The following is a 25,106-nucleotide window of genomic DNA, read 5'->3' as shown; positions in this document are numbered from 1 at the left end:
GGATGCCGTCATGACGGAAACAAGACCCCTGCTGGAAGCCCGGCAGGTGTTCAAGGGATTTTTCGGCAATCCGGTTCTGAAGGGCGTCGATATCGCCCTTCACCCGGGCAGGGTCCATGCCCTGCTCGGGGAGAACGGCGCTGGAAAATCCACGCTGATCAATCTCCTTTCCGGCGCTCTCCAGCCGGACAGCGGCGCCATCCTCGTCGAGGGGCGGCCGGTCGGGCGTTTCAGCCCGGCTGCCGCCCGCGGTGCGGGTATCGCTGTGGTGCAGCAGGAGCTGAGCCTCACCGCCGACCTGTCGATCGCCGAGAATATCGGGCTCGGCGCCTTTCCGCGCCGCTTCGGCCTCATCGACTATGCCGCGCTTCACAGGGGCGTGCGGGAGGTCTGCGACATGGTCGGGCTTACCGAGCCGCTCGACATGCCGGTCGCCGATCTTGCGCTCGGCCGCCGGCAGATGGTGGAGATTGCCAAGGCATTGTTCCGCAAGCCGCGCGTGCTCATCCTCGATGAGCCGACCTCCTCGCTTTCCGCGCATGAGGCCGGCATTCTCGCCCGTCTCATCGAGACGCTGCGCGATCGCGGCACGGCGCTTCTCTATATTTCCCATCGGCTCAACGAGGTGCAGGCGCTCTGCTCGCATGTTACGGTGTTGAAGGATGGCGGCGTCACGGCGGACCAGTCGCTCGCCGGCATCGACGGCGAGGGGCTCGTTCGCCTCATGGTCGGCCGGGAGACGGGCGATCTCTTCCCGCCGCGCCCGGTTGCCGAAGCCGGTGCGACACGCATCACTGTCGAGAAATTCTCGGCCGGCCTCGTACGCGAGATCGGCTTTTCCGCCCGCGCCGGCGAGATCGTCGGCATCGGCGGCCTTGTCGGGCAGGGGCAGGAAGACCTTTTGCTCGGCCTTTACGGTGCCATTCCCGCGAAGGCGAGCCATGCGGAGGTCTCCGGTCTTCCCCGCCTGCCGGCCCATGTCGGCGAGGCGAATGCAGCGGGCATCGTCTATGTGCCGGCGGACCGCAAGCATGAGGGGCTCGTCCTGCCCCATTCCATCGCCTCCAACCTCATCCTGCCCTCGCTCGGCCGGCTCGCGCGGGGCGGCTTTCGCGACCGCACGGCGGAGGCCGGGCTGATCGCCGACCTGGCGCGGCGCCTGACGATCAAGGGCGATGTCGCCCGGCCGGTCCAGGCGCTCTCGGGCGGCAACCAGCAGAAGGTGGCGCTCGCCAAGTGGCTGCCGCTCGATCCGTCCGTGCTGCTGCTCAACGATCCGACGCGCGGCGTCGATATCGAGACGAAGCGCGAGATCTACCTCATGCTGCGCGCCTTCGCTGCCGAGGGGCGGCTCGTCATCCTTGCAAGCTCCGACACACCGGAACTCGTGCACCTGTGCGATCGTGTCGTCGTGCTGCGCGAGGGGCGCGTCGCTGCCCGGCTTTCCGGTGCGGCAATCAGCGAGGAGGCCATCGTCGGCGCCGCCATGGGCATCCACAAACAGGGAGAGGCCGCATGAGTGCCGTTCCGTCTTCCGGCTGGCTCTACGGCGCCATCCAGCGCGGTCGCAATCGCGGTCTTGGCGGCCTCTACCTGGTCGTCGCCGCCTTCCTCGTCCTTTATGCGGTGCTCTTTCCCGGCATCCTTTCGGTCGGCGGTTTTTCCAAGTTCACGCAGAACTGGTTCCCGCTGGCGCTCGTCACCATGGCGCAGGCACTCCTGATGCTGAATGGCGGCATCACGCTCGCCATCGGCCCGCTGGTGAGCCTTGGCGCCGTGATTGCGGCGACGACGATGGGCAGCGCATTCGGCGTGCCCGGCGGCATCCTCGCTGTCGCGCTCACCGGCCTTGCCATCGGTGCCGTCATCGGCGCCATCGTCGCGCATCTGCGGCTGCCGGCCATCATCGTCACGCTGGCTGGCTCCTTCATCATTACCGGTGTCGCGCTGATCCTGTTGCCGCGCCCGGGCGGCTTCATTCCGGACTGGCTGTCGACCACGCTCGCCGGCCACACGCCGGTTGCCTTCCTGCTGCTCGTCGTCGTCCTTCTCGCCTGGAAAGCATTTCTCGCGACACCGCTCGGCATCGGCATCTATGCCGCCGGCGACAACCCGATCGGCGCCTTCCGCTCGGGCGTTCCGGTCGAGCGGGTCAAGATCGTCGCCTTCGCGCTGTCCGGTCTGCTGGCGGCGCTGGCCGGCCTCTTTGTCGCGGCGCAGACGGGCTCGGGCGATCCGGTCATCGGCACGCCCTTCACGCTGAATTCGATCGCGGCCGCCGTGCTCGGCGGCGTCGGTTTCCTCGGCGGCAAGGGCACGATGCGTGGCGCGATCTGCGGCAGCCTGCTGCTCTCGGTCATGATCAACGTGATGTTCTTCCTCGGTTTTCCGCCGGTCGCACAATATGTCGCGCAGGGCCTGATCATTGTCGGTGCCGTCGCGGTGCCGGAACTCTTGAAACAGTGGAGGGCAAGGCGATGAAGGCCGTGAAATCCGTGTTCCGCAATCCGCCGCTCCTGACCTTCCTCCTTGTGGCGCTCGTCTGGCTTGTCGCCAGCCTCACGCTGCGCGGCTTCGGCGCCTACGGGCACCTGCGCTATCTCCTGGAGCTTGCCGCCGTCATCGGCATCGTCGCGGCCGGGCAGACGCTGGTCATCCTGATGGGCGGCATCGACCTCTCCGTCGGGGCCGTGATCACCGTCACGGCGATCCTGTTGCCGCTGATCTCGCCGGCCTCGGACCCGACCGGCCTCGTCGGCATCGTGCTCGTCCTTGCCATCGCCACCGGCATCGGCCTCCTCAACGGGGCGGGTGCGGCCTATCTGCGCGTGCCGCCGATCATCATGACGCTCGCCATGGCGACGTTTCTTCAGGGACTGCTCGTCATCGTCGCCGGCGGCAGCGCGGTCACGGTGAGCAACCCGGCGGTCATCCTGCTCGGCCAGGCGCGCCCCCTCGGCGTTCCCGCCGGCATCATCCTCTGGATCGTCGTTTCGATCGCGGTACTGCTCATCATCCATCGCACGCCGCTCGGCGCGCGCTTCCTCGCGCTCGGGGCCAATCCGCTGGCTGCCCGGCTTTCCGGCGTCAGCGTTGCCAGGAACACGCTGCTTCTCTATGCGCTGTCCGGCTTCTTCGCGGGGCTTGCCGGCATTCTGGTGCTCGGCATGAACCGGCAAGGCTATGTCGGCATCGGCGATCCCTATCTCCTGATGTCGATCGCCGCGGTCGTGCTCGGCGGCACCTCTATCCTCGGTGGGCGCGGCACTTATGCCGGCACCATTCCCGGTGCCATCCTGCTCGTCACCACCACGGCGCTGATCACCGTCGTCAACGCCTCGCCCGGCTGGCGCTCGATCATGTTTGGTTCGCTGATCCTCGCGCTTCTGCTCATTTCCGGCCGAGAGGCGCGCCGATGACGGTGCGTTATGATGGGCCGGTCATCGACCCGCACCACCATCTCTGGGATCTGTCGCTCAAACGTCATCCCTGGTTGGAAATGGCCCGGGCGACCGGCGGCGAGATGGTCTTCGGCAGCCTGGCGCCGATCCTTAGGGATTATGGCGTTGCGGACTACAGCGCCGATGCGGCGAGCCAGAACGTGGTGGCCACCGTGCATGTCGAGGCCGGCTGGTCCGACGCCCATCCGCTGGAGGAAAGCCGCTGGCTTGCCGGTCTCGACCGGTCCTCCGGTGTGGCGAAGCGTATCATCGCCCGCGTGCCGCTCGACAGCCCGGATGCCGCGCGCCTGATCGAGGCGGAGGCCGCCAATCCCGATGTCGCCGGCATCCGCGATATCGTCAGCTGGCATCCCGAACCGGCAAAGAGCTTCGCACCCCGCGCCCGCCGCATGGCCGATCCCCGCTGGCGCGCCGGCCTTGCCCGTCTCGCCCGTTTCGGCCTCGTTTTCGACCTCATGCTCTATCCGTGGCAGATGGATGAGGCGCTCGATCTCGTGCGGGCCTTTCCGCAGATACTCTTCGTGCTCAACCATGGCGGCAGCCCGGCCGATCGCAGCGCGGAGGGTATGACGCTCTGGCGCGGTGGCCTTGCGGCGCTCGGTCGTGAGCCGAATGTCCGGTTGAAGATCTCCGACCTCGTCGCCTATGACAATGACTGGACGCCGGAAAGCCTGCGGCCGGTGATCGAGCATTGCCTCGCCTGTTTTGGCCCCGCTCGAACCATGTTCGCCAGCGATTTTCCGGTCGCCGGCCTGCACGCCTCGTTCGACGAGGTCTACGCCGTTTTCCGCGCCGCGGCCGCGCCGCTTTCGCTCGACGAGCAGCGTGCCCTCTTTTTCACGACTGCCAATGACACCTATCGCCTCGGGATCGCCGATCCCGTCGCGGCCAAGGGAGAAAACCATGCCTGACCTTTCCGTGACCGGACCGGACAATCCGGTAATCGACGACCGCATCCGCGGCTTCCCGCCGGGCCATGCGCCCCTGCCGCTGGATGCCGTCGGCAAGCAAGGCTGGAAGCCCTATGACGGTGCGATGGCGCTGCCGCTGATCTCGCTCGATCGTGCGGCCTTTGCCGGCAATGTCGCGCTGATGATGGAGTATGTACGCGATCACGGCGTCGCGATCGCACCCCATGCGAAGACGCCGATGTCGGCGGCGATTGCCGGCACGCTGCTGGCGGCCGGCGCGTGGGGCACCACGGTGGCGGATATCCGCCAGGCGGCGGTACTGCTGAAGGCTGGCCAGCGCCGGCTGATCCTCGCCAACGAGATCGGCGGGGCCGCGGCTGCACGCCGGCTTGCAGCGCTTGCCGCAAACTATCCCGATGCAGCGCTGCATGTCTTCGTCGATTCCATTGACCTGGTCGAAGCCCTGCGGGTCGCCTGGCATGGCCGCAGCGGTCTGCCGCCGCTCGGCCTTCTCGTCGAATTTGGCGCGGGCCGTGCCGGAGCACGCAGCGCCGAGGCGGCAGGCGCGATCCTCGATGCCATCCTTGCCGCGGAAACGCCCACCTTCCGGTTCACTGGCATCGCCGCCTACGAGGGGGCCGCCGCAACGGCGGATGCGGAAGAGACGCTGCGCCGGATCGACGGGCTGGTGGCGATGACGGCGGCCTTCCTGCCGGAGGTTCGCGCCCGCATTGGCGATGCGCGGCCGCTGATCGTCACAGCGGGCGGTTCGGTCTTTTTCGACCGGGTGATCGCCGGTCTCTCTGCCGCCGTCGCGGCCGATCCCGATAGTTTGCTCGTGCTGCGCAGCGGGGCGATCTTCTTCCATGACCACGGCGTTTACGAGCGCGGTCTTGCCGGCCTCGACGCCCGTGCGGGCTTCCGGTTCGGCGGGCAGGTCCGCTCCGCCGGCAGCGACTTCAAGCCGGTGCTCCGGGTCTGGGCCGAGGTGCTGTCGCTGCCCGAGCCGGCGCTCGCGATCTGCGGTATGGGCCTGCGGGATGTCGCGATGGACCAGGGCTTGCCGCGGCCGCTGGCTCTCTATCGCGACGGGGTGCCGCTCGCCGCTCTTGCGGGGGCCGATGTGCTTCGTCTCAACGACCAGCATGCCTTCGTGGCGCTTTCCGCCGGCAGCGATGTACGCGTCGGTGATGTGGTCGAGTTCGGCATCTCGCATCCCTGCACCTGCCTCGACCGGCACGCGATCCTCTACGGCCTTGCACCTGACCACACGGTCACGGCGGCCTACACCACCAGCTTCGGCTGATCCTCCCGGGAAGAAAGGAAAATACCCATGATCCAGCGTTACCAGAAGGGTTCGCGCATGAGCCAGGCCGTCAGCTATGGCGGGCTCGTCTATATCGCCGGCCAGGTCGCGGAAAACCGCAAGGCCGGCCTTGAGGACCAGACGCGCGACGTGCTCGGCAAGATCGATGCCCTTCTGAAGGAAGCCGGTACGGACCGCTCGAAACTGCTCGCTGTCAATGTCTTCCTGCCGGCGATCGTCGATTTCGAGGCGATGAACGGCGTTTATGATGCCTGGATCGACCCGGAAAACCCGCCGGCCCGCGCCTGCGTCGAGGCGCGCCTTGCCGATCCGGACCTGCGCGTCGAGATGACTGCCGTCGCCGCACTCTGAAAACCCGCCCGAACTGGAGCCACCATGCACAGCGGCCTCGTCAATCCGATCGATCTTTTCCGGGAGGGCCGGCAGGCCGGGCATCTTGCGATTCCCTATTCCGTCGACCGTTCGCCCTACTACCAGATCCGCATCCCCATCCTGCGGCTGAAGAACGGCGAGGGGCCGAGCCTGCTCCTGATGGCGGGCAACCATGGTGACGAATACGAGGGTGAGCTCCAGCTCGGGCGGCTGATGCGCCAGCTCGATATCACGAAAATCCGCGGTGCCGTCACCATCCTGCCGATGGCGAACCTGCCGGCGGTGATGGTGGCCAAGCGCTGCTCGCCCTTCGACGGCGGCAATCTCAACCGCGCCTTTCCCGGCGATCCGGCCGGCACGCCGACGGCGCGGCTGGCGCATTTCCTTGAACATGATCTTTTCCCGCACCACGATGCCGTGCTCGACCTGCACTCCGGCGGTACCTCCATGGCGCATCTGTCCTGCACGCTGATCGAGCGGCAGGCGGATGCCGAGCGCTTTGCGCGCGCGGTCACGTTGATGCGGGCGATGGGGGCCGCACATGCCTTCATCGCCGATAACGGGCCGGCCGCGCCGACCTCGATGGGCGCGGCCGGTCGGGCTGGCACGATCGGCCTTTCGGGCGAGTTCGGCGGTGGCGGCACCGTGTCGCCCGAGAGCATGGCGTTTACGGCGGCGGCGATCGACCGTCTGCTCGTCGCACTCGGCATTGCGGGAGAGCCGGTGCTGTCGCGCGGGCCGCTCGCAGCTCCACCTGCCCTGCAGCTCCTGTCGCTCTCCCGGCACAGCCAGGGCATCTATGCGGGCCGGCGCGGCTGGTTCGAGCCTGCCGTGCCGCTCGGTGCGCACGTCTCGGCAGGTGATCTGGCTGGCTGGTATCACGATCTCGAACGGCTTGAGCAGCCCGAGGAGGCGCTGCGCTTTGCCGAGGGCGGCATCGTCATCTCCCACCGGCTGCATTGCGACAGCCAGGCCGGCGACTGCCTGATCCAGGTCGCCGAGCCGATCGACGGCTGAGCCTTGGAGTTCGGCAGATTCAGTATGAAGCTGGCGGACTCTATGTGATCGCGCCGACGGCTTCCTTCACCCAGTCGAGGCGCTTTGCCGGAATGAGCCCGTAATTGTAGAAGTTCACGCCGTTCGCGCCAGCCTCGACGGCTGCCTTTGCGCGGGCGGCGAGGATGGCCGGGCCATCGACCTCGGGATAGAAGACGCGCAGGCCCAGCCCCAGGAATTTGTCCGGGCCGAGCATCGCCCGGCCGGTGCGGATGACCTCGCCGACGGCCTCGGGCGTCATGCCGTAGCAGCAGAGGATCGCGCCGTCGCAGAGCTTTCCGACCGCCTCGAGGTCGGCGCCGCCGAGCCAGCCGTCCTTCAGGTCGATCAGCACGATGCGCGTCGCCGGGTCGGCAGCCGCCTTGATCTCGCCGATCAGGCTCGTCACCGGCTCGGAGCGCCAGGTGAGGAAGGCGTGCAGTTCCGGATGGTCGCGGAAGGCATCGATACCGGCGGCGGGGAAGTCGGGGAACTGTTTTTCAGGCACCGCCCGTTCGCACAGTTCGGCGATGAAGCGCGCCACCGTTTTTTGTGCACTGTCGACAGGTATGCCGGCCTTCCGCGCACGGGCGGTGCAATGGTGGCAGAAGCAGAGCGACAGGAGGAAGTCATCCTCGGCGTTGAGGCCGACACCGTCCTTCTCATGGTGGTATTCGTGGGCAAAGCCCATGAAGTTCGGGCTTTCCAGCTCCAGCATGTCGGGCTTGTGGTTCACCGTGATGTCGCGCACCAGCGTCACGACATAGTCGCGTGCCGCCGGGCTGGAGGGGCAGAGATTGTAGTAATTGGCATTGCCGAAGGCGTTGCGGGTCACATGATCGGGGTGCAGCATGCCGAGGCGGGTGTTGTGCAGGCAGACCGTCCAGCAGGAGACGGCAAGTCCTGTGGTTGCGCGCGCTCTGGTCAGTGCTTCCAGCATGTCGCCGCGGTCGGTGACGTTCTGCGCCACAAGGGGGCGGATCGTCTTGCCCTGCCACAGCGTTTCGTCGGGCTGGAAATAGACGGTACCGTCTTCAGGGAAATAGGCCTTCTGCTCAGGGCTGCGCGGCTGCAGGAAGCGGCCGGCATGGTAGGAGGTCGCAAGGCTCACTGTGTTGAGGCCGGCGCGGCCGGAAAGGTCGGCGGCGAGTGCCGCGATGCCCTGGTCCTGGATGTCCCAGGGGTAGGTCCACATGGAAAGATGCATGGCGAGCTCCCGTCGAATCTGTCCAGTTTATAGAACATGTGTCCATAATAGTGTCCAGAAGGATTTTTGCCGGGCAGAGGCGGTCTTGCATCGATGAAAGATTCGTTCGCGAGCTTCGTCAGGCCGGATCATGCGCGATGGCGCGAACGCGGTAGAGCGGGCTGTGAAGGCCCCACTTGGCAGTTTCGACGCATTGGATGTCGCGAACCGGAGGGATTCCTTGCAAGAGCCGGCGTAGCTTCTGGCCATTGCAGGGGCTTGCGCAGAGGCAAGCGGCCTGAAATATGCGCCAAGCCGTGAGTGCGGCCCGCAGACAAGGGGATCCGCCGGTGCCTTGCCCCCGCACCGGCCGAACGCGAGAAACGAACCGATGAAAAGCCACGTCCTGACCGTATCCTGCCAATCGACCCGCGGCATCGTCGCCGCGATCACCGGCTACCTCGCCGAAAAGGGGTGTTACATCTCCGACTCGTCGCAGTTCGACGACCTCGAGACGGGCCTGTTCTTCATGCGCCTGACCTTCCTCTCCCAGGAGGGTATTTCGGAGGAAGACATCAAGACCGGTTTCGTCCCCGTCGCCAAGACGTTCGCCATGACGTATCGCTTCAACGACAGCGACGAGCGCATGAAGGTGCTGCTCATGGTGTCGCGTTTCGGCCATTGCCTCAACGATCTGCTCTACCGCTGGAAGATCGGCGCGCTGCCCATCGATATCGTCGGCGTCGTGTCCAACCACTTCGACTACCAGAAGGTCATCGTCAACCACGACATCCCCTTCCACCACATCAAGGTGACGAAGGAGAACAAGCCGCAGGCCGAGGCACGCCTGATGGAAGTGGTCGAACAGTCTGGCGCCGAGCTGATCGTTCTCGCCCGCTACATGCAGGTCCTGTCGGATGCCGTCTGCAAGAAGATGTCGGGCCGCATCATCAACATCCACCACTCGTTCCTGCCGTCCTTCAAGGGTGCGAACCCCTACAAGCAGGCTTTCGAGCGCGGCGTGAAGCTGATCGGTGCGACGGCGCACTACGTCACCGAAGATCTCGACGAAGGCCCGATCATCGAGCAGGATGTCGCGCGCATCACGCATGCGCAGTCGGCCGAGGACTATGTTTCGATCGGCCGTGACGTGGAGAGCCAGGTGCTTGCCCGCGCCGTGCATGCCCACATCCACCACCGCACCTTCATGAACGGCAACAAGACCATCGTCTTCCCGCCCAGCCCGGGCAGCTACGCTTCCGAGCGCATGGGCTGATCCAAAACAAAAGGCCGGCGAATTCGCCGGCCTTTTCATGTTCGGACACGTCTGTGGCCGGTTCAGCGGTGTGCCGGCAGGCGCGGCAGGAAGATCGTGAGGATGCCGAGCAGCGGCATGTAGGAGCAGATCTGGTAGACGAAGTTGATGCCGTGGCTGTCGGCGAAGATGCCAAGGACTGCCGCACCCAGACCGCCTGCGCCGAAGGCGAAGCCGAAGAAGATGCCGGCGATCATGCCGACGCGGCCCGGGATCAGCTCCTGCGCGAAGACGACGATGGCGGAGAAAGCCGAGGAGAAGATCAGCCCGATCAGCACGGTCAGCACGCCCGTCCAGAAGAGGTTCGCATAGGGCAGCAACAGGGCGAAGGGGATGACGCCGAGGATCGAGAACCAGATGACGAAGCGCGTGCCGAACCGGTCGCCGATCGGCCCGCCCATGAAGACGCCGAGTGCCGAAGCTCCGAGGAAGAGGAACAGCATGAGCTGTGCGTCGCGCACGCCAAGGCCGAAATTCTCCATCGTGTAGAAGGTGAAATAGCTGGAGATACTGGCGAGATAGGCGTTTTTCGTGGTCGTCAGCAGCACCAGCACGGCAAGGGCCCAGGCGACGCGGCCGCGCGGCAGCGGCAGTTCGCGGCTGACGGCCGGCCGGCCGGCGGCAAGGCGGCGCTCGCCGGCATACCAGTTGCCGACCCAGGTAAGGATGACCATGCCGAGGAGGGCGACGGCCGAGAACCAGGCGACGCTCGTCTGGCCGAGGGGCAACACGATGAAGGCGGCGAGCAGCGGCCCGATCGCCGTGCCGGCATTGCCGCCGACCTGGAACAGCGATTGTGCAAGCCCGTGGCGGCCACCGGAGGCGAGACGGGCGACACGCGAGGATTCCGGGTGGAAGATCGCCGAGCCGAGACCGATCAGGCAGGCGCCGAAGACCAGAACCGGGAAGCTGTGCGCATAGGCGAGCATGATGAGGCCGACGAAGGTGCTGCCCATGCCGACCGGCAGCGAGAAGGGCATCGGCCAGCGATCCGTGACGATGCCGACGGCCGGCTGCAGCAGCGAGGCGGTGACCTGGAAGGCCATGGTCAGTAGGCCGATCTGCACGAAATCGAGCGCGTAGTTTTCCTTCAGCAGCGGATAGAGCGACGTCAGCAGCGACTGCATGATGTCGTTCAGCATGTGGCATGCGCTGACGGCGACGATGATGGAATAGGTGGTGGTGGCGGCGCTGCGGGGTGCCGCGGGAACGACTGTCGACATGATGGCCTCGAATGATACGCGCAGATTCCGCGTCATGGCTGCTTCCCATACAGGGATTGCTATAGGCCTGCTTTCGTGCTGAGGTCCATTTCTTACGCAAGTGGGCCAAAGATGGAAAAACTGAGCGATGCACGCCGCAGGGCGCTCGATGACGACCACATCCGCAACCTCTTCCGGATGGAACAGGCGAATACGGATGTTCTGGTTCACAGTTCGGACATCCCGGGTGGCTATACGGTGCCGCCGCACCGTCACCGCCGCACGCAGTTCCTCTGCGTTTTTGCCGGTGTAGTGCTGGTGGGGACGGAGCGTGGGCGCTGGATGATTCCACCCGGCCACGCCTTGCTCATTCCGCGCGGTCTCGAACATTCCGTCGAGATGATCAGCGATGTCAGCATGCGCTCGGTCTATATCTATTCACCGGAGGGCCGGGCCGCTTCGCAGGTGCCCACCGTGCTGGAAGTCACCGACCTTGCCCGCCAGTTGATCGCGGAGACCGTTCGGCATGATGGCCTATCGGAGGATCGCCGGCGCAGCGACCTCGTCATGGCGCTGCTGCTTGACGAAATCGGCCGCCTGCCCGAGCGTCCGCTCGGCCTGCCGTTTCCGGCAAGTGGAAGGCTGGCGGGCCTTTGCCGCGATTTTGTCGAACAGCCGTCGCCGGTGGCCAAGATCGACGACTGGGCTCGAAGGCTGAACATGAGCCGGCGCACCTTCACGCGGTTCTTCCGCCAGGAGATGGGTGTCAGCTTCGTCACCTGGCGTCAGCAGGCCTGCCTTTTCGCCTGCTTGCCGCGCCTTGCCGCCGGCGAACCGGTGACGCGGGTGGCGCTCGATGCCGGCTACGAGAGCGTGCCGGCCTTCACAACCATGTTCAAGCGCATGCTGGGAACCGCGCCGCGGGCCTATCTGACGAGCCGCACTGCCGCCTGAGTCTCAAAAAGACCGGCAAAGGACGCGATTCGGGTACTGTTTTCCGCCGGCTTTTGGGATTAGGAAGGGGTGCGGGACCCAAGTCGGGCCGCGAACCGGGAGCGCAGGGTCGCACGGGAGACGGGCTTTTGAGAAAGATACTGGTCATCGGGATCGGCGCGGGCAATCCCGAGCACATGACTGTTCAGGCAATTCAGGCGCTGAACCGGGCCGATGTGCTGCTCATTCCGACGAAGGGCGATGAAAAGGCCTTTCTCGCCGATGCGCGCCGCGAAATCTGCGACCGTTTCCTCGACAATGCCGCTTGCCGCATCCTCGACTACCCCGTGCCGGTGCGCCGCGCCGACGGAAGCTACGAGGATGGCGTCAACGACTGGCACCGCGCCATCGCGGCCATCTACGAACGCACTCTCCTCAACGAGACCGGTGCGGACGAGACGCTCGGCCTGCTCGTCTGGGGCGATCCGATGCTCTATGACAGCACGCTGCGTATTATCGATCACGTGCGCATGGCCGGCCGTGTCGCCTTCGAGATCGAGGTCATTCCCGGCATCACCAGCGTCCAGGCGCTCTGCGCCAGCCATGCCATCACGCTCAACCGCATCGGCCTGCCGGTCGAGATCACCACAGGCCGCCGCCTTGCCGGCGCCTGGCCGGAATCCTCGCGCGATGCGCTCGTCATGCTCGACGGCGTCGAAGCCTTTCGGACGGTCGAGGATCCGGAAGCGGAGATCTGGTGGGGCGCCTATCTCGGCACGCCGCACGAGATCCTGTTGTCCGGCCGGCTTTCCGACGTCGCCGATACGATCAGCGAGACGCGCCGAAAGGCGCGCGCCGCGCATGGCTGGATCATGGACACCTACCTGATCCGTCGCCCGGCGCCCGAAGCGGAGGAGGGCGCGGCATGACGGTGACCTGTGCGATGCTTCCGGGCCCCCTGGGCGAGATCGGCGCGTTGCGGCGCGGCGCCTGCCCTTCCCTCGCCACTCCGATGCGGACTGGCGACGGCCTGCTGGTGCGCCTGCGCCCCACCGCGGCGGCCCTCACCGCGCACGATCTCCTTGCGCTTGCCGATCTGGCGCGGGCGCATGGCAATGGCCTTATCGAAATCACCGCGCGCGGCAATCTCCAGCTTCGCGGCCTTACGGATGCTTCCGTTCCGCACCTTGCCGTCGGGCTCGCCGCGGCCGGCATCGTCCCGCAGACGGGCGTTGCCATCGAAGTGCCGCCGCTTGCCGGCATCGATCCGTCCGAACTTGCCGATGCTGCGCCGTTTGCCGATGCACTGCGGGCGGCTCTTGCCGATGCCGCTCTTGTTCTCGCGCCGAAGCTTGCCGTCGTCGTCGATGGCGGCGGTGTGTTGTCTCTTGCCGACATGGTTGCCGATATCCGCCTCGATGCGGTCGCCGGCACACGAGGCCTTGCCTGGCGGCTTGCCCTCGGTGGTGATCGCATGACGGCGCGGGCCGTTGCGCTGCTGCCCGGCGAAAAGGCTGTCGACGGCGTGATGACAGTCGCCGCTGCCCTTGCCGCCATCGGGCCGGCGGCGCGGGGGCGGGATCTCGATCCAACGCTGCTGGCGGCGGCTCTCGGTGCGGCTCCGGTGCCGCCGATTCCGGTCGCTTCACCCGTTCATCCGCTCGGTGTGCACGGGATCGGAGACGAAACGGTTCTGGGGCTCGCCCCGGCCTATGGTCAGATCCATGCCGACCGGTTTGCCGCCCTGACACGGGAGCTGGTCGCCTGTGGCGCAACGGAGTTCCGCCTCGCGCCGCATCACGCGCTGCTGGTACGCGGGCTCTGCGCGGAAACGGTGGCCGCCGCGCAGGCCTGTGCGACGCGGGGACGTGTCTGGAGCACGCAGGATGCGCCGGGTCGGACCGTCTCCGTCTGCGCCGGTTCCGCCGGCTGCGCTTCGGCCAGCTTCGATACCCACGCCGCCGCCGATGCCCTTGTGGCGGAAGCCGGCGATCTCCTGGATGGTTCCTTCGACGTGCATGTTTCCGGCTGCCCGAAGGGCTGCGCCCATCCGGCCGCGGCCGCGGTCACGCTTTGCGGCACTGCCGCCGGCGTCGGTCTTGTTCTTGGCGGGCGTGCGGGCGATGGCGCCGCCGCGATCCTGCCCGCCGATGCGCTGCGGCCCGCCCTGCATCGTCTCGGTGCCCTCCTGCGCGCGCGTCGTGTGGACGGCGAGACGGCGGGAAACCTCATCGACCGCACCGCGTCCGACACCCTGGTTTCTGCTTATCAAGGCCAACAATGACCGATTACGACTACATCAAGGATGGCACGGCCATCTACGAAAAATCCTTCGCGATCATCCGCGCCGAAGCCGATCTCTCGCGCTTTTCCGAAGAGGAATCGGACGTCGCCGTGCGCATGATCCATGCCGCAGGCCTCGTCGAGGCGGCACCGCATTTCGTTTTCTCTCCCGGTTTCGTCACGGCGGCGCGCGGCGCGCTCCAGGCCGGTGCGCCGATCTTCTGTGATGCCGAGATGGTCGCGCGCGGCGTGACGGCCGCCCGCCTGCCGGCCGGCAACGAGGTGCTCTGCATGCTGCGCGATCCGCGCACGCCCGACATCGCCCGGGATATCGGCAACACGCGCTCGGCCGCGGCCATCCGCCTCTGGCTCGATCGTCTCGCCGGTTCTGTCGTCGCTATCGGCAATGCGCCGACGGCGCTGTTCTACCTGCTGGAATTGCTGCGCGACGGCGCGCCGAAGCCGGCGGCAATCCTCGGCATGCCGGTCGGTTTCGTCGGTGCCGCGGAATCCAAGGATGCGCTTGCCGAAAACTCCTACGACGTGCCCTTCGCCATCGTGCGGGGTCGCCTCGGCGGCAGCGCCATGACGGCCGCGGCGCTCAATTCTCTGGCGAGGCCGGGGCTATGAACAGGGTGGCGACGGTGACGGGACGACTTTATGGCGTGGGCACGGGACCGGGCGATCCGGAACTCCTGACGCTGAAGGCGGTGCGGGCGATCGGCGAGGCGGATGTGCTTGCCTACTTCGCCAAGGCCGGCCGCGCGGGCAATGGGCGGGCGATCGTTGAGGGCCTCTTGAAGCCCGGAATGGCGGAGCTGCCGCTCTACTATCCGGTGACGACGGAAATCGACAAGGACCACGACGACTACAAGCGCCAGATCACCGCCTTCTACGACGCCTCGGCCGCCGCCGTTGCGGAGTACCTTGCCGCCGGCCGCACGGTCGCCATCCTCTCGGAAGGCGATCCGATGTTCTACGGCTCCTACATGCATCTCCACGTGAGGCTCGCCGATCGGTTCCCGACCGAGGTCATTCCCGGAATCACGGCCATGTCCGGTTGCTGGTCGCTGTCGGGCCTGCCCATCGTGCAGGGTGACGACGTGCTCTCCGTGCTCCCGGGCACGATGGGCGAGGGCGAGCTGTCACGCCGCCTCGTCGACACCGAGGCCGCCGTCATCATGAAGGTCGGCCGCAACCTGCCGAAAATCCGGCGGGCGCTGGAAAAGGCCGGCCGGCTCGGCGAGGCGATCTATGTCGAGCGCGGCACCATGCCGACCAGCCGGTCGATGCGGCTTTCCGAAAAGCCCGACGACACCGCGCCCTATTTCTCGCTGGTGCTCGTGCCGGGCTGGAGCGGCCGCGCATGACCGGCCGGCTTTTCGTGATCGGCACCGGGCCGGGCAATCCGGACCAGATGACGCCGGAGGCAAGACAGGCGGTCGAGGCTGCGCGCGAATTCTTCGGCTACTTTCCCTATATCGACCGGCTGAACCTCCGGCCGGACCAGATCAAGGTCGCCTCCGACAATCGCGAGGAGCTGAACCGGGCCGAAGCCGCGCTGAAGCGGGCGGCCGAGGGTGTCGATGTCTGTGTCGTCTCGGGCGGGGATCCCGGGGTCTTCGCCATGGCGGCGGCCGTCTGCGAGGCGATCGATGCGGGACCGGACGAGTGGAAGGCGGTCGATCTCACCATCGTGCCCGGTGTCACCGCCATGCTGGCGGTCGCCGCGCGCATCGGTGCGCCGCTCGGCCATGATTTCTGCGCGATCTCGCTTTCCGACAACCTGAAACCCTGGGAGATCATCGAGAAGCGGCTGCGCCTGGTGTCCGAGGCGGGTCTTGTTGTCGCGCTCTACAATCCGATCAGCAAAGCGCGGCCCTGGCAACTCGGCCGGGCCTTTGAAATCCTGCGGGAGACGCTTCCGGCGACAACGCCCGTCATCTTCGGCCGTGCCGCGGGTCGCCCGGATGAGCGCATACTGGTCATGCCGCTCGGCGAGGCAGAGGCGGAGCGTGCCGATATGGCGACTTGCGTCGTCATCGGTTCGCCGGCAACGCGCGTCATTTCCCGTCCGGGCCTGCCGGATCTCGTCTATACGCCGCGCTTCCTCGAAGAGCCGATGAGATGATCGGCGAGCCGCACCGCATCCTGGACGGTTCCTGCGTGGTGGCCATCCTGTGCCTCTGCCCGATCGACCAGAACGACGGGCAGGCCGAGACTGCGCGCCGCGACGATCTTGCCATAGGTGGCGTCTCCACCGGAATTCTTGCTGACGACGACATCGATACGATGGCCGCGCAGAAGTTCGACCTCCGCGTCCACGGTAAACGGGCCGCGGGCGAGCAGATAATCGACATCGGGTGCGACAAGCGTCGGGTCGACGGGATCGACGCTGCGCACGAGATAGTGATGTTGCGGCGCGGCGTCGAAGGCCTTCGCCTCCTGGCGGCCGATGGCAAGGAACACGCGGCGCGGCACTTTGCCGAGCGCGCCCACGGCCTCCGTCATATTGGCGACGCGCGTCCAGCGGTCACCCTCCACCATATCCCAGCCGAGCCGTTCCAGCCGCAGCAGCGGAATGCCGGTCGCCGCGCTGGCGGCGCGTGCGTTGGCGGAGATCTGCCGGGCGAAGGGATGCGTCGCGTCGATCAGGAGATCGATGGCCTCGTCGCGCAGATGGGCCGAAAGCCCCTCGACGCCGCCGAAGCCGCCGGTGCGCACGGGTACGGGTTGCGGCGCGGGGTCGAGCGTGCGGCCGGCGAGCGACAGCGTTACGGCAAGATCGGTTCTGTCGGCGAGCACGCCTGCAAGGTTGCGGGCTTCCGCCGTGCCGCCCAAGATGAGGATGCGTCGTTTGTCCACGCCTGATCAGTCCCTTTCGACAGCCGCTCCCTGGCTTTCCATCGTCGGGATCGGCGAAGACGGTCTAGCGGGTCTCGGCGACGAGGCCAAGGCCGCGATCGGCCGCGCGGAGATCGTCTTCGGCGGCGCGCGGCACCTGGAGCTTGCCGATGCGGCGATCCGTGGCGACCGCCATGGCTGGCTCAGTCCCTTCGAGCGCTCGGTGGAGGCTGTTCTGGCTGCGCGCGGCAGGGCCGTCGTCGTGCTCGCCTCGGGCGATCCCTTTTTCTATGGCGTCGGCGTCACGCTCTCCCGGCGCATCGCGCGGGCGGAGATGCGCGTTTTTCCTGCCCCCTCTGCCTTCAGTCTCGCTGCATCGCGTTTGGGCTGGGCCCTGCAGGACACGGTCTGTGTTTCGCTGCACGGCCGCCCCGTCGACCTCATCCGCCCGCACCTGCATCCCGGCTGCCGTATCCTGGCGCTGACCTCGGACAGCGACGGGCCGGCGGCGCTTGCCGCTCTTCTGGCTGAAAGCGGGTTCGGCGGCTCGGCGCTAACTGTGCTGGAAGCCCTCGGTGGCGCACGGGAACGAGTGAGCCACCATCGGGCCGGGCAGTTCGCCCTCGATGAGGCTGACATGCTGAATGTCTGCGCGGTGGAGATTGTCGCCGGAGACGGGGCGCGGGTGCTCGCCTACACGCCGGGCCTCGACGACGGGCTGTTCGAGCATGACGGCCAGATCACCAAGCGCGAGGTTCGCGCGCTGACGCTCTCGGCTCTCGCGCCGCGCCGCGGCGAGCTTCTCTGGGATATCGGGGCCGGCTCGGGCTCCATCGGTATCGAATGGATGCTGGCCGACCCCTCGCTCAGGGCCATCGCCGTCGAGGGCCATGCGGAGCGGGCCGCTCGCATTCACCGCAATGCCGGGTGCTTCGGTGTACCGGGTCTTGCGGTGGTCGAGGGCATGGCGCCGGAGGCTCTGGTGGGGTTGGCCGCGCCGGATGCGATCTTCATCGGCGGTGGCGGCAGTGAGGCGGGCGTCATGCCGGCGGCGATCGACCGTCTGAAACCGGGTGGCCGGCTTGTCGCCAATGCGGTGACGACGGAAATGGAAGCCGTGCTCCTCGCCCAGCACGCCCGGCTCGGCGGTTCGCTGATCCGGATCGACATCGCGCGCGCATCGCCTGTCGGGCAGATGACGGGCTGGCGGCCGGCCATGCCGGTCACGCAGTGGGCCTGGGTGAAGCCGGCGCAACCTATCGAGGACCAAGTATGACTGTTCATTTCATCGGCGCCGGCCCCGGTGCTGCCGATCTCATCACCGTGCGTGGCCGTGATCTCATCGGCGCCTGCCCGGTCTGCCTCTATGCCGGCTCCATCGTGTCGCCGGAACTCCTGCAATATTGCCCGCCGGACGCACGCATCGTCGATACGGCGCCGATGTCGCTCGACGAGATCGAGGCCGAATATCTGCGCGCCGCCGCGGCGGGCGAGGATGTGGCGCGGCTGCATTCCGGCGATCTCTCCGTCTGGAGTGCCGTCGCCGAGCAGATCCGCCGGCTGGAAAAACACGGGCTCGCCTACACGCTGACGCCGGGCGTGCCTTCCTTTGCCGCCGCCGCCGCCGCGCTCGGGCGTGAGCTCACCATTCCCGCCGTCGCCCAGAGCCTCGTGCTCACCCGTGTTTCCGGCCGTGCCTCACCGATGCCGAACCGCGAGACGCTGGCGAATTTCGGCGCGACGGGGGCGACGCTGGCGATCCACCTCGCCATCCACGCACTGGACAAGGTCGTCTCGGACCTGACACCGCTCTATGGCGCGGATTGCCCGGTGGCGATCGTGGTGAAAGCCTCCTGGCCCGATGAGCGCGTGGTGCGCGGCACCCTGGCGGATATCGCGGCGAAGGTCGCCGAGGAGCCGATCGAGCGCACGGCGCTGATCTTCGTCGGCCGCTCGCTCGGCGCTGAGGATTTTCGCGAAAGTTCGCTCTACGATCCCGCATACCAGCGCCGGTTCCGGGGGCGCGACGGACTATAAAGCCATCCCAGCCAAAGTGTACGGCGGTTCGCGTTTCGAAGAAAAGCGGAAATGATCTAGGTTAGCTCGGCCTCGAAGGCGAGCGAGGCCCGGGAGCGGTAGCGCTCCTTGTGGCGGAGCAGGCGGAAGGCGCGTTCCGGCAGTTCGAAGGCGATGCGGGCCATCCGGCCGGCGGCAAGGTCGTCCTTTACGACGAATTCGGAGACCGCTGTCAGCGTCTGGCCGACGAGAACGGCGCTGCGCACGGCTTCGTTGGAAGGCAGGGAGAGCGCGATGTCGAGCGCCTCCTCGGGCAGCGCCGCCGTCAGGGCACGCCGCGTGCCCGAGCCTGGTTCGCGCAGCACCCAGCGGGCGGCGGCCAGGTCGTCCGCATCGATATCGGGCTTGCCGGCGAGCGGATGGCCCGACGGCGCGACGATGACGACCCGGTCGCGCGCCACCACGCGCTGGACGAGGGCAGGGTGGTCGATCTCGCCTTCGACGAAACCGAGTTCCGCCCGCCCGTCGAGAACCGCTTCGGCAGCTTCGTCGGTGTTGCCTCCGGTCAAGCGGATGTCGATCGCCGGATAGGTCTTGCGGAAATGCATGAGACGCGGCGGCAGCCAGTAGCCTGCGATGGTCTGGCTGGCGGCAAGCGTCAGCGTGCCGCGTTTCAGGCCGCCGATCTCGGTGAGGAAGAGGTCTGCACTGCCCGCCCGCGCCAGCGTGGCTTTCGCCTCCGGCAGGAAGGCCTCACCCGTCTCGGTCAACTCGATCCGCCGCCCCGTACGATGGAACAGCGCGATGCCGTAGCGCTCCTCCAGCACGCGGATGGCTGAGCTGACGGCCGAGGGCGTGAGGTTCAGTGCCTCCGCGGCCCTCGTCAGGTGCTCCCGTTCCGCCACGGCGACGAAGATACGGAGTTGTTCCAGCGTCATCATCTGTTCGATCCAGTCGAATGAAATGTCCGATATTTACCGATGGATCGAACAGGTTTTCAAGCGCATCGTCCGCACATGGAAAATTCGCCTAATAAATCATCATTCCTTGGAATTCGTGTACTTCTGCCCGGGGTATTGCTCTCCGGCTTCGTGTCGGGCCTCGCCGTGCTCGCCGAGCGGCTGGAAATGCACCTGTCGGGCGGGGCGTGGATCGAGGCGTTGGTGTTGGCGATCCTGATCGGTGCCGTCTGCCGCCTGCTGCTGAAACGGCCGGCGGTGTTCGATCCCGGCATCGCCTTTTCCGCGAAGTACTTCCTTGAAATTGCGATCGTGCTTCTCGGTGCGGGCGTCAGCGCCATGGCAATTGCCGGCATGGGCTGGCTGCTGATCGGGGCGATCGCGGCGGTGGTGGGCGTCGTTCTCCTTGCAAGCTATGCCATCGGGCGCGGCCTCGGCCTCTCCCGCACTGTTGCGCTGCTGGTTGCCTGCGGTAATTCGATCTGCGGCAACTCTGCCATCGCCGCGACGGCGCCGGTCATCCGCGCCGATGCGGAGGACGTCGCTTCCTCCATCGCCTTCACCGCCGTTCTCGGCATGGTCACGGTGCTGCTGCTGCCGGTGCTGGTGCCATTGCTCGGCCTTTCGGCGACGGGCTACGGCGTGATGGCGGGCATGACGGTCTATGCGGTGCCGCAGGTGCTGGCCGCCACCGCCCCGGTCTCCGCGCTCAGCATCCAGATCGGCACCTTCGTCAAGCTCGTGCGCGTGTTGATGCTGGGGCCGGTGATCTTCTTCCTGTCGCTTGCAGCAGGTAAGGAGAGTGGTCGTCGCCCGGCGCTGCACCGGCTGGTGCCATGGTTCATCCTCGGCTTCCTCGCTATGCTCGCTGCGCGCAGTTTCGGCCTGATCGATGCGGGGCTTGCCGAAGGCATGGCGCGCGCTGCGACCGTACTGACCATCCTCTCCATGGCCGCCCTCGGCCTCGGCATCGACCTCAGGCGCGTGATGCGGGCCGGCCCGCGGGTGACGGCCGCGGTCGTCCTGTCGCTCGGCGTGCTGGTCGCCGTGAGCTATGGCATGGTCGTGTTCTTGAACCTTGCGACGGCCTGAGGAAACTCAGGCCGCGTTTTCCCGCGCGGTCACTGGCACGTAGTTGAGTACCGGGCCGAGCCAGCGCTCCACTTCCATGACGGTCATGCCCTTGCGGCGGGCATAGTCCTCCACCTGGTCCCGCTCCACCTTGGCGACGCCGAAATAGTAGCTTTCCGGCGAGGCGATGTAGAGGCCGGAGACGGAGGAGCCGGGCCACATGGCAAAACTCTCGGTGAGTTCGACACCGATCTGCTTCTCGGCATCGAGCAGGCGGAAGAGCGCCGTCTTCTCCGTATGGTCCGGCTGGGCGGGATAGCCCGGCGCGGGGCGGATGCCGGCATAGGGTTCGCCGATGAGGTCGGTCGGGGAGAAGGTCTCGTCCGGCGCATAGGCCCAGAGTTCCTTGCGCACATATTCGTGCATGCGCTCGGCAAAGGCCTCGGCGAAGCGGTCGGCCAGCGCCTTGACGAGGATCGAGTTGTAGTCGTCATTCGCCCGCTCGAAACGTTCGGCGATGGCGATCTCCCCGATGCCGGCCGTGACGACGAAGCCGCCGAGATAATCCGGCTTGCCACTGTCGACAGGCGCCACGAAATCGGAAAGGGCGACATTCGGCCGTCCGTCGCGCTTCGAAAGCTGCTGGCGCAGCGTGAAGAAGGTGGCGAGGTCCTTGTTTCGCGCCTCGTCGGTGAAGAGGCGGATGTCGTCGCCCACGGTTCCGGCCGGCCAGAAGCCGACGACGGCTTTCGGCGTGAACCATCTTTCGGCGATGATCTTTTCCAGCATCGCCTGCGCATCGGCAAAGAGCTGGCGGGCGGCGGGGCCCTGTTTCTCATCGTCGAGGATTTTTGGATAGACACCCTTCAGCTCCCAGGTCTGGAAGAAGGGGGTCCAGTCGATATAGCGGGCGAGATCCGCGAGGTCCCAGTCCTGCCAGACGCGCGTGCCGAGGAAGGACGGCGTCTTCGGCCGGTAGGCAGACCAATCAGCCTTGAAGGCATTTTCACGGGCCTTGGCGAGCGGCAGGCGCTGTTTTTCGGCCTCGCTTCGGGCGTGGGCATCCGCGACCTTGCGGTATTCCGCCTTCAGCGTCTCGACATAACCGGGTTTCATGTCAGCCGACAGCAGGCTGCCGACCACGCCGACGGCGCGGCTGGCATCGGTGACGTAGACGGTTTGGCCGCGGTCGTAGCGCGGATGGATCTTCACCGCCGTGTGCACGCGGCTCGTCGTCGCCCCGCCGATGAGGAGGGGGATGTCGAAGCCCTCGCGCTCCATTTCGGCGGCGACATGCACCATCTCGTCGAGCGAAGGGGTGATGAGGCCGGAGAGGCCGATGATGTCGACCTTTTCGGCCTTTGCCGTCTCAAGAATCTTCGTTGCCGGCACCATGACGCCGAGGTCGATGATCTCGTAATTGTTGCAGGCGAGCACGACGCCGACGATGTTCTTGCCGATATCGTGCACGTCGCCCTTGACGGTCGCCATCAGGATCTTGCCGGCGCTCTGGCGCTCGCCGCTGCCGCCATTGGCGAGCTTTTCAGCCTCCATGTAGGGCAGCAGCACGGCGACGGCCTGTTTCATCACGCGGGCGGATTTCACCACCTGCGGCAGGAACATCTTCCCCGCGCCGAAGAGGTCGCCGACGATGTTCATGCCGGCCATCAGCGGACCTTCGATGACGTGCAGCGGGCGCTCGGCGTTCTGACGAGCCTCTTCTGTATCGATCTCGACAAATTCGGTAATACCGTTGACGAGCGCGTGTTCGAGGCGCTTTTCCACCGGCCAGTCACGCCAGGCGAGATCACGCTCCTTGGCCTCCTTGCCGGCAGCGCCCTTGAAGCGCTCGGCAATCTCCAGAAGGCGTTCGGTAGCGGTGCCGCCGGTCTTCGGCACGCGGTTCAGCACAACGTCCTCGCAGGCCTCGCGCAGGTCCGGCTCGATCGTGTCGTAGACGGCGAGCTGGCCGGCATTGACGATGCCCATGTCCATGCCCGCCTGGATGGCGTGGTAGAGGAAGACGGCGTGCATCGCCTCGCGCACGGGCTCGTTGCCGCGGAAGGAGAAGGAGAGGTTGGAGACGCCGCCGGAAATGTGGGCATGCGGCAGTGTTGCTGTGATCTCTGCCGTCGCCTCGATGAAGTCGACGCCGTAATTGTCGTGCTCCTCGATGCCTGTCGCGACGGCGAAGATGTTTGGGTCGAAGACGATATCCTCGGGTGCAAGGCCTGCGACGTCGGTGAGCAGCTTGTAGGCGCGGGTGCAGATTTCCACCTTGCGTGCCTTCGTGTCGGCCTGGCCCTTCTCGTCGAAGGCCATGACGACGACGGCGGCGCCATAGGCGCGCACGAGCTTGGCATGGTGAAGGAAGGCCTCTTCGCCCTCCTTCAGCGAGATGGAATTGACCAGCGGCTTGCCCTGCACGCATTTCAGGCCTGCCTCGATCACCTCCCATTTCGAACTGTCGATCATCAGCGGAACACGGGCGATGTCAGGTTCTGCGGCGATGAGGTTCACATATTCCGTCATGGCCTTGGCGGAATCGATCAGGCCCTCGTCCATGTTGATGTCGATGACCTGCGCGCCGTTCGCCACCTGGTCGCGCGCGACATCGAGCGCCGCGGCATAGTCGCCCGCGGTGATCAGCTTGCGGAATTTCGCCGAGCCCGTGACGTTGGTGCGCTCGCCGACATTCACGAAGGGGATAGCCTCGGTCAGCGTGAAGGGCTCGAGGCCCGAGAGGCGCATGTGGCGCGGGATGTCGGGGATTGCGCGCGGTGCGTGGCGTGCGGCGGCCGCCGCGATGGCGCGGATATGGTCCGGCGTCGAGCCGCAGCAGCCGCCGACGATGTTGACGAGGCCATCGCGCATGAAGCCCTCGATCTGGGCGGCCATTTCCTCCGGCGTCTCGTCATATTTGCCGAAGGCGTTCGGCAGGCCGGCATTGGGATAGGCGCAGACGAAGGTTTGCGCGACGGAGGAGATCTCCGCGAGATGGGCGCGCATGGCGTTGGCACCGAGTGCGCAGTTGAGGCCGATGGAGAAGGGATCGGCGTGGCGTACCGAGTTCCAGAAGGCCTCCGGCGTCTGACCGGACAGCGTGCGGCCCGAGAGGTCGGTGATCGTGCCCGAGATCATGACGGGCAGCTCGATGCCCTTTTCCTCGAAGACTTCGCGGGTGGCGAAGATCGCCGCCTTGGCGTTCAGCGTGTCGAAGATCGTCTCGATCAGGATGATGTCGGCGCCGCCGTCGATGAGGCCGCGCAGCTGGTCCGCATAGGCGCGCTTGAGGTCGTCGAAGGTGACGGCGCGGTAGCCGGGATTGTTGACGTCAGGCGAGATGGAGGCCGTGCGGTTCGTCGGGCCGAGTGCGCCGGCGACGAAGCGGCGGCGGCCGTCCTTTTCGGTGGCCCTGAGGCCGGCGCGGCGGGCAAGGCGGGCGCCGTCACGGTTCAGTTCATAGACCATGTCCTCCATGCCGTAATCGGCCTGGGCGATGGTCGTGGAGGAGAAGGTGTTGGTTTCGAGAATATCCGCACCGGCCAGCGCGTAGCGATAGTGGATGTCCTCGATCGCGCCGGGCTGGGTCAGTGTCAGGAGGTCATTGTTGCCCTGCTGGTGACATGCGCAATCGCCGAAGCGATCGCCGCGGAAATCCTCTTCCACCAGCTTCAGCGTCTGGATTTCCGTGCCCATGGCGCCGTCGAGCACCAGGATGCGCTCGCGTGCGGCGGCCTGAAGGGCAGCGAGAATCTCGCGCCCATCGCGTGGCGGCAGTTCAGGTCCGAACAGGGTGTCCAGGTGCGATTCGGCCACGGCAAAGCCCTCCGGTGCAATAATCCTGCACCGGAAATCACATAAAGATATCTTTATGTCAATATGTCTTTATGCCTTAGAGGTCAGTGCATCGGCCGATTCGACCCGGCCAGGGAGGCGAACAGCGCCTTCAGTCTGGCGATGTCGGGATCGACCTTTTCATAGCGCGAGAGTTTCTGGACCTCCTTCAGCGCCTCGACGGCAAGGTCGGCGCCGTGCGGCTGCCAGAGCAGCCAGGAGATGAAGATGGATTCCGGTTTCCCGGCGAAACCATTGTCGGTGATGGCAAGCATTTCTTCCCCAATCGGAAAATTGGGGGATGACCGGACGCACGCTGCTGGAACTTCGCCCGGAGGCGATAAGCAAGCGCAC

At 66.3% G+C, this 25,106-nt stretch carries 23 protein-coding genes; 17 read left to right on the top strand and 6 right to left on the bottom strand.

Going from position 1 to position 25,106, the window contains the following annotated elements; all coding sequences use genetic code 11:
* The first annotated feature begins 10 nt into the window (after positions 1–10).
* From AKG11_RS20770 to AKG11_RS20740, 7 genes are read left to right on the top strand one after another with little or no spacing between them, the layout of a single operon-like run.
* Positions 11–1,519, top strand: coding sequence for a sugar ABC transporter ATP-binding protein (locus AKG11_RS20770; protein ID WP_050745334.1), 1,509 nt, complete (start codon positions 11–13; stop codon positions 1,517–1,519).
* The gene (locus AKG11_RS20765; protein WP_050745333.1) at positions 1,516–2,481 is read left to right on the top strand and encodes an ABC transporter permease; all 966 of its coding nucleotides are present in this window, start codon (positions 1,516–1,518) and stop codon (positions 2,479–2,481) included. Before AKG11_RS20770 ends, AKG11_RS20765 begins: the two co-directional genes overlap by 4 nt.
* Entirely contained in the window at positions 2,478–3,419 is a 942-nt protein-coding gene (locus AKG11_RS20760) for an ABC transporter permease (protein WP_023514653.1), read from the top strand. The genes AKG11_RS20765 and AKG11_RS20760 overlap by 4 nt, the downstream gene beginning before the upstream one ends.
* Complete coding sequence (locus AKG11_RS20755; protein ID WP_023514654.1) at positions 3,416–4,372, top strand: amidohydrolase family protein; 957 nt, start codon at positions 3,416–3,418, stop codon at positions 4,370–4,372. Before AKG11_RS20760 ends, AKG11_RS20755 begins: the two co-directional genes overlap by 4 nt.
* Positions 4,365–5,678 (top strand): alanine racemase, encoded by a 1,314-nt coding sequence (locus tag AKG11_RS20750; RefSeq protein ID WP_050745332.1) that lies wholly within the window; start codon positions 4,365–4,367, stop codon positions 5,676–5,678. Before AKG11_RS20755 ends, AKG11_RS20750 begins: the two co-directional genes overlap by 8 nt.
* A gap of 27 nt (positions 5,679–5,705) precedes the next feature.
* Positions 5,706–6,050 carry a RidA family protein gene (locus AKG11_RS20745; protein WP_023514656.1) on the top strand — a complete coding sequence of 115 codons (345 nt, stop codon included), beginning with the start codon at positions 5,706–5,708 and terminating at the stop codon, positions 6,048–6,050.
* 24 nt (positions 6,051–6,074) lie between these two features.
* Positions 6,075–7,088: a succinylglutamate desuccinylase/aspartoacylase family protein gene (locus AKG11_RS20740; protein WP_050745331.1), complete on the top strand. Its 1,014-nt coding sequence runs from the start codon at positions 6,075–6,077 to the stop codon at positions 7,086–7,088.
* 40 nt (positions 7,089–7,128) lie between these two features.
* Here AKG11_RS20740 and AKG11_RS20735 read toward each other — a convergent pair whose 3' ends face one another.
* Entirely contained in the window at positions 7,129–8,313 is a 1,185-nt protein-coding gene (locus AKG11_RS20735; protein ID WP_050745330.1) for a hypothetical protein, read from the bottom strand.
* Positions 8,314–8,683: 370 nt separating this feature from the next.
* Between AKG11_RS20735 and purU the strand changes: the two genes are divergently transcribed.
* The gene (purU, locus tag AKG11_RS20730) at positions 8,684–9,568 is read left to right on the top strand and encodes a formyltetrahydrofolate deformylase (RefSeq protein WP_024271354.1); all 885 of its coding nucleotides are present in this window, start codon (positions 8,684–8,686) and stop codon (positions 9,566–9,568) included.
* Positions 9,569–9,630: 62 nt separating this feature from the next.
* Here purU and AKG11_RS20725 read toward each other — a convergent pair whose 3' ends face one another.
* The gene (locus AKG11_RS20725) at positions 9,631–10,830 is read right to left on the bottom strand and encodes an MFS transporter (protein WP_023516945.1); all 1,200 of its coding nucleotides are present in this window, start codon (positions 10,828–10,830) and stop codon (positions 9,631–9,633) included.
* A 111-nt stretch (positions 10,831–10,941) separates the two neighbouring features.
* On the opposite strand from AKG11_RS20725, the gene AKG11_RS20720 reads away from it, so the two are divergent.
* From AKG11_RS20720 to AKG11_RS20695, 6 genes are all read left to right on the top strand, one after another.
* Positions 10,942–11,763, top strand: coding sequence for an AraC family transcriptional regulator (locus tag AKG11_RS20720; protein WP_023512815.1), 822 nt, complete (start codon positions 10,942–10,944; stop codon positions 11,761–11,763).
* A gap of 128 nt (positions 11,764–11,891) precedes the next feature.
* Positions 11,892–12,671 (top strand): precorrin-6A synthase (deacetylating), encoded by a 780-nt coding sequence (gene cobF, locus AKG11_RS20715; protein ID WP_050745329.1) that lies wholly within the window; start codon positions 11,892–11,894, stop codon positions 12,669–12,671.
* Positions 12,668–14,026 (top strand): precorrin-3B synthase, encoded by a 1,359-nt coding sequence (gene cobG, locus AKG11_RS20710; protein ID WP_050745328.1) that lies wholly within the window; start codon positions 12,668–12,670, stop codon positions 14,024–14,026. The genes cobF and cobG overlap by 4 nt, the downstream gene beginning before the upstream one ends.
* Complete coding sequence (locus tag AKG11_RS20705) at positions 14,023–14,655, top strand: precorrin-8X methylmutase (RefSeq protein WP_023512818.1); 633 nt, start codon at positions 14,023–14,025, stop codon at positions 14,653–14,655. Before cobG ends, AKG11_RS20705 begins: the two co-directional genes overlap by 4 nt.
* Complete coding sequence (locus AKG11_RS20700) at positions 14,652–15,395, top strand: precorrin-2 C(20)-methyltransferase (protein ID WP_050745327.1); 744 nt, start codon at positions 14,652–14,654, stop codon at positions 15,393–15,395. The genes AKG11_RS20705 and AKG11_RS20700 overlap by 4 nt, the downstream gene beginning before the upstream one ends.
* A complete protein-coding gene (locus AKG11_RS20695) occupies positions 15,392–16,156 on the top strand; it encodes a precorrin-3B C(17)-methyltransferase (protein WP_050745326.1) in 765 nt (254 codons plus the stop codon). Before AKG11_RS20700 ends, AKG11_RS20695 begins: the two co-directional genes overlap by 4 nt.
* Here the strand turns inward: AKG11_RS20695 and AKG11_RS20690 are convergent.
* A complete protein-coding gene (locus AKG11_RS20690) occupies positions 16,120–16,890 on the bottom strand; it encodes a cobalt-precorrin-6A reductase (RefSeq protein WP_050745325.1) in 771 nt (256 codons plus the stop codon). The genes AKG11_RS20695 and AKG11_RS20690 overlap by 37 nt on opposite strands.
* On the opposite strand from AKG11_RS20690, the gene cbiE reads away from it, so the two are divergent.
* Together cbiE and cobM are read left to right on the top strand one after the other, a co-directional pair.
* Complete coding sequence (gene cbiE, locus AKG11_RS20685) at positions 16,883–18,145, top strand: precorrin-6y C5,15-methyltransferase (decarboxylating) subunit CbiE (RefSeq protein WP_371260121.1); 1,263 nt, start codon at positions 16,883–16,885, stop codon at positions 18,143–18,145. The genes AKG11_RS20690 and cbiE overlap by 8 nt on opposite strands.
* Positions 18,142–18,906, top strand: coding sequence for a precorrin-4 C(11)-methyltransferase (gene cobM, locus AKG11_RS20680; protein ID WP_050745323.1), 765 nt, complete (start codon positions 18,142–18,144; stop codon positions 18,904–18,906). The genes cbiE and cobM overlap by 4 nt, the downstream gene beginning before the upstream one ends.
* Positions 18,907–18,962: 56 nt before the next feature.
* Here cobM and AKG11_RS20675 read toward each other — a convergent pair whose 3' ends face one another.
* Positions 18,963–19,823, bottom strand: a complete 861-nt coding sequence (locus AKG11_RS20675; protein ID WP_050745403.1) for a LysR substrate-binding domain-containing protein — start codon at positions 19,821–19,823, stop codon at positions 18,963–18,965.
* Between the two features lie 78 nt (positions 19,824–19,901).
* Here AKG11_RS20675 and AKG11_RS20670 point away from each other — a divergent pair, with 78 nt between their 5' ends.
* Positions 19,902–20,936: a YeiH family protein gene (locus tag AKG11_RS20670; protein WP_050745322.1), complete on the top strand. Its 1,035-nt coding sequence runs from the start codon at positions 19,902–19,904 to the stop codon at positions 20,934–20,936.
* 6 nt (positions 20,937–20,942) lie between these two features.
* Here AKG11_RS20670 and metH read toward each other — a convergent pair whose 3' ends face one another.
* Together metH and AKG11_RS20660 are read right to left on the bottom strand one after the other, a co-directional pair.
* Positions 20,943–24,734: a methionine synthase gene (gene metH / locus AKG11_RS20665; RefSeq protein ID WP_050745321.1), complete on the bottom strand. Its 3,792-nt coding sequence runs from the start codon at positions 24,732–24,734 to the stop codon at positions 20,943–20,945.
* A gap of 83 nt (positions 24,735–24,817) precedes the next feature.
* Positions 24,818–25,027 (bottom strand): hypothetical protein, encoded by a 210-nt coding sequence (locus tag AKG11_RS20660; protein WP_023514825.1) that lies wholly within the window; start codon positions 25,025–25,027, stop codon positions 24,818–24,820.
* Between the last annotated feature and the right edge of the window lie 79 nt (positions 25,028–25,106).

The organism is Shinella sp. SUS2 (assembly GCF_001262505.1).
Lineage (GTDB): Bacteria > Pseudomonadota > Alphaproteobacteria > Rhizobiales > Rhizobiaceae > Shinella.
This window is presented reverse-complemented; position numbering and strand designations above follow the sequence as displayed.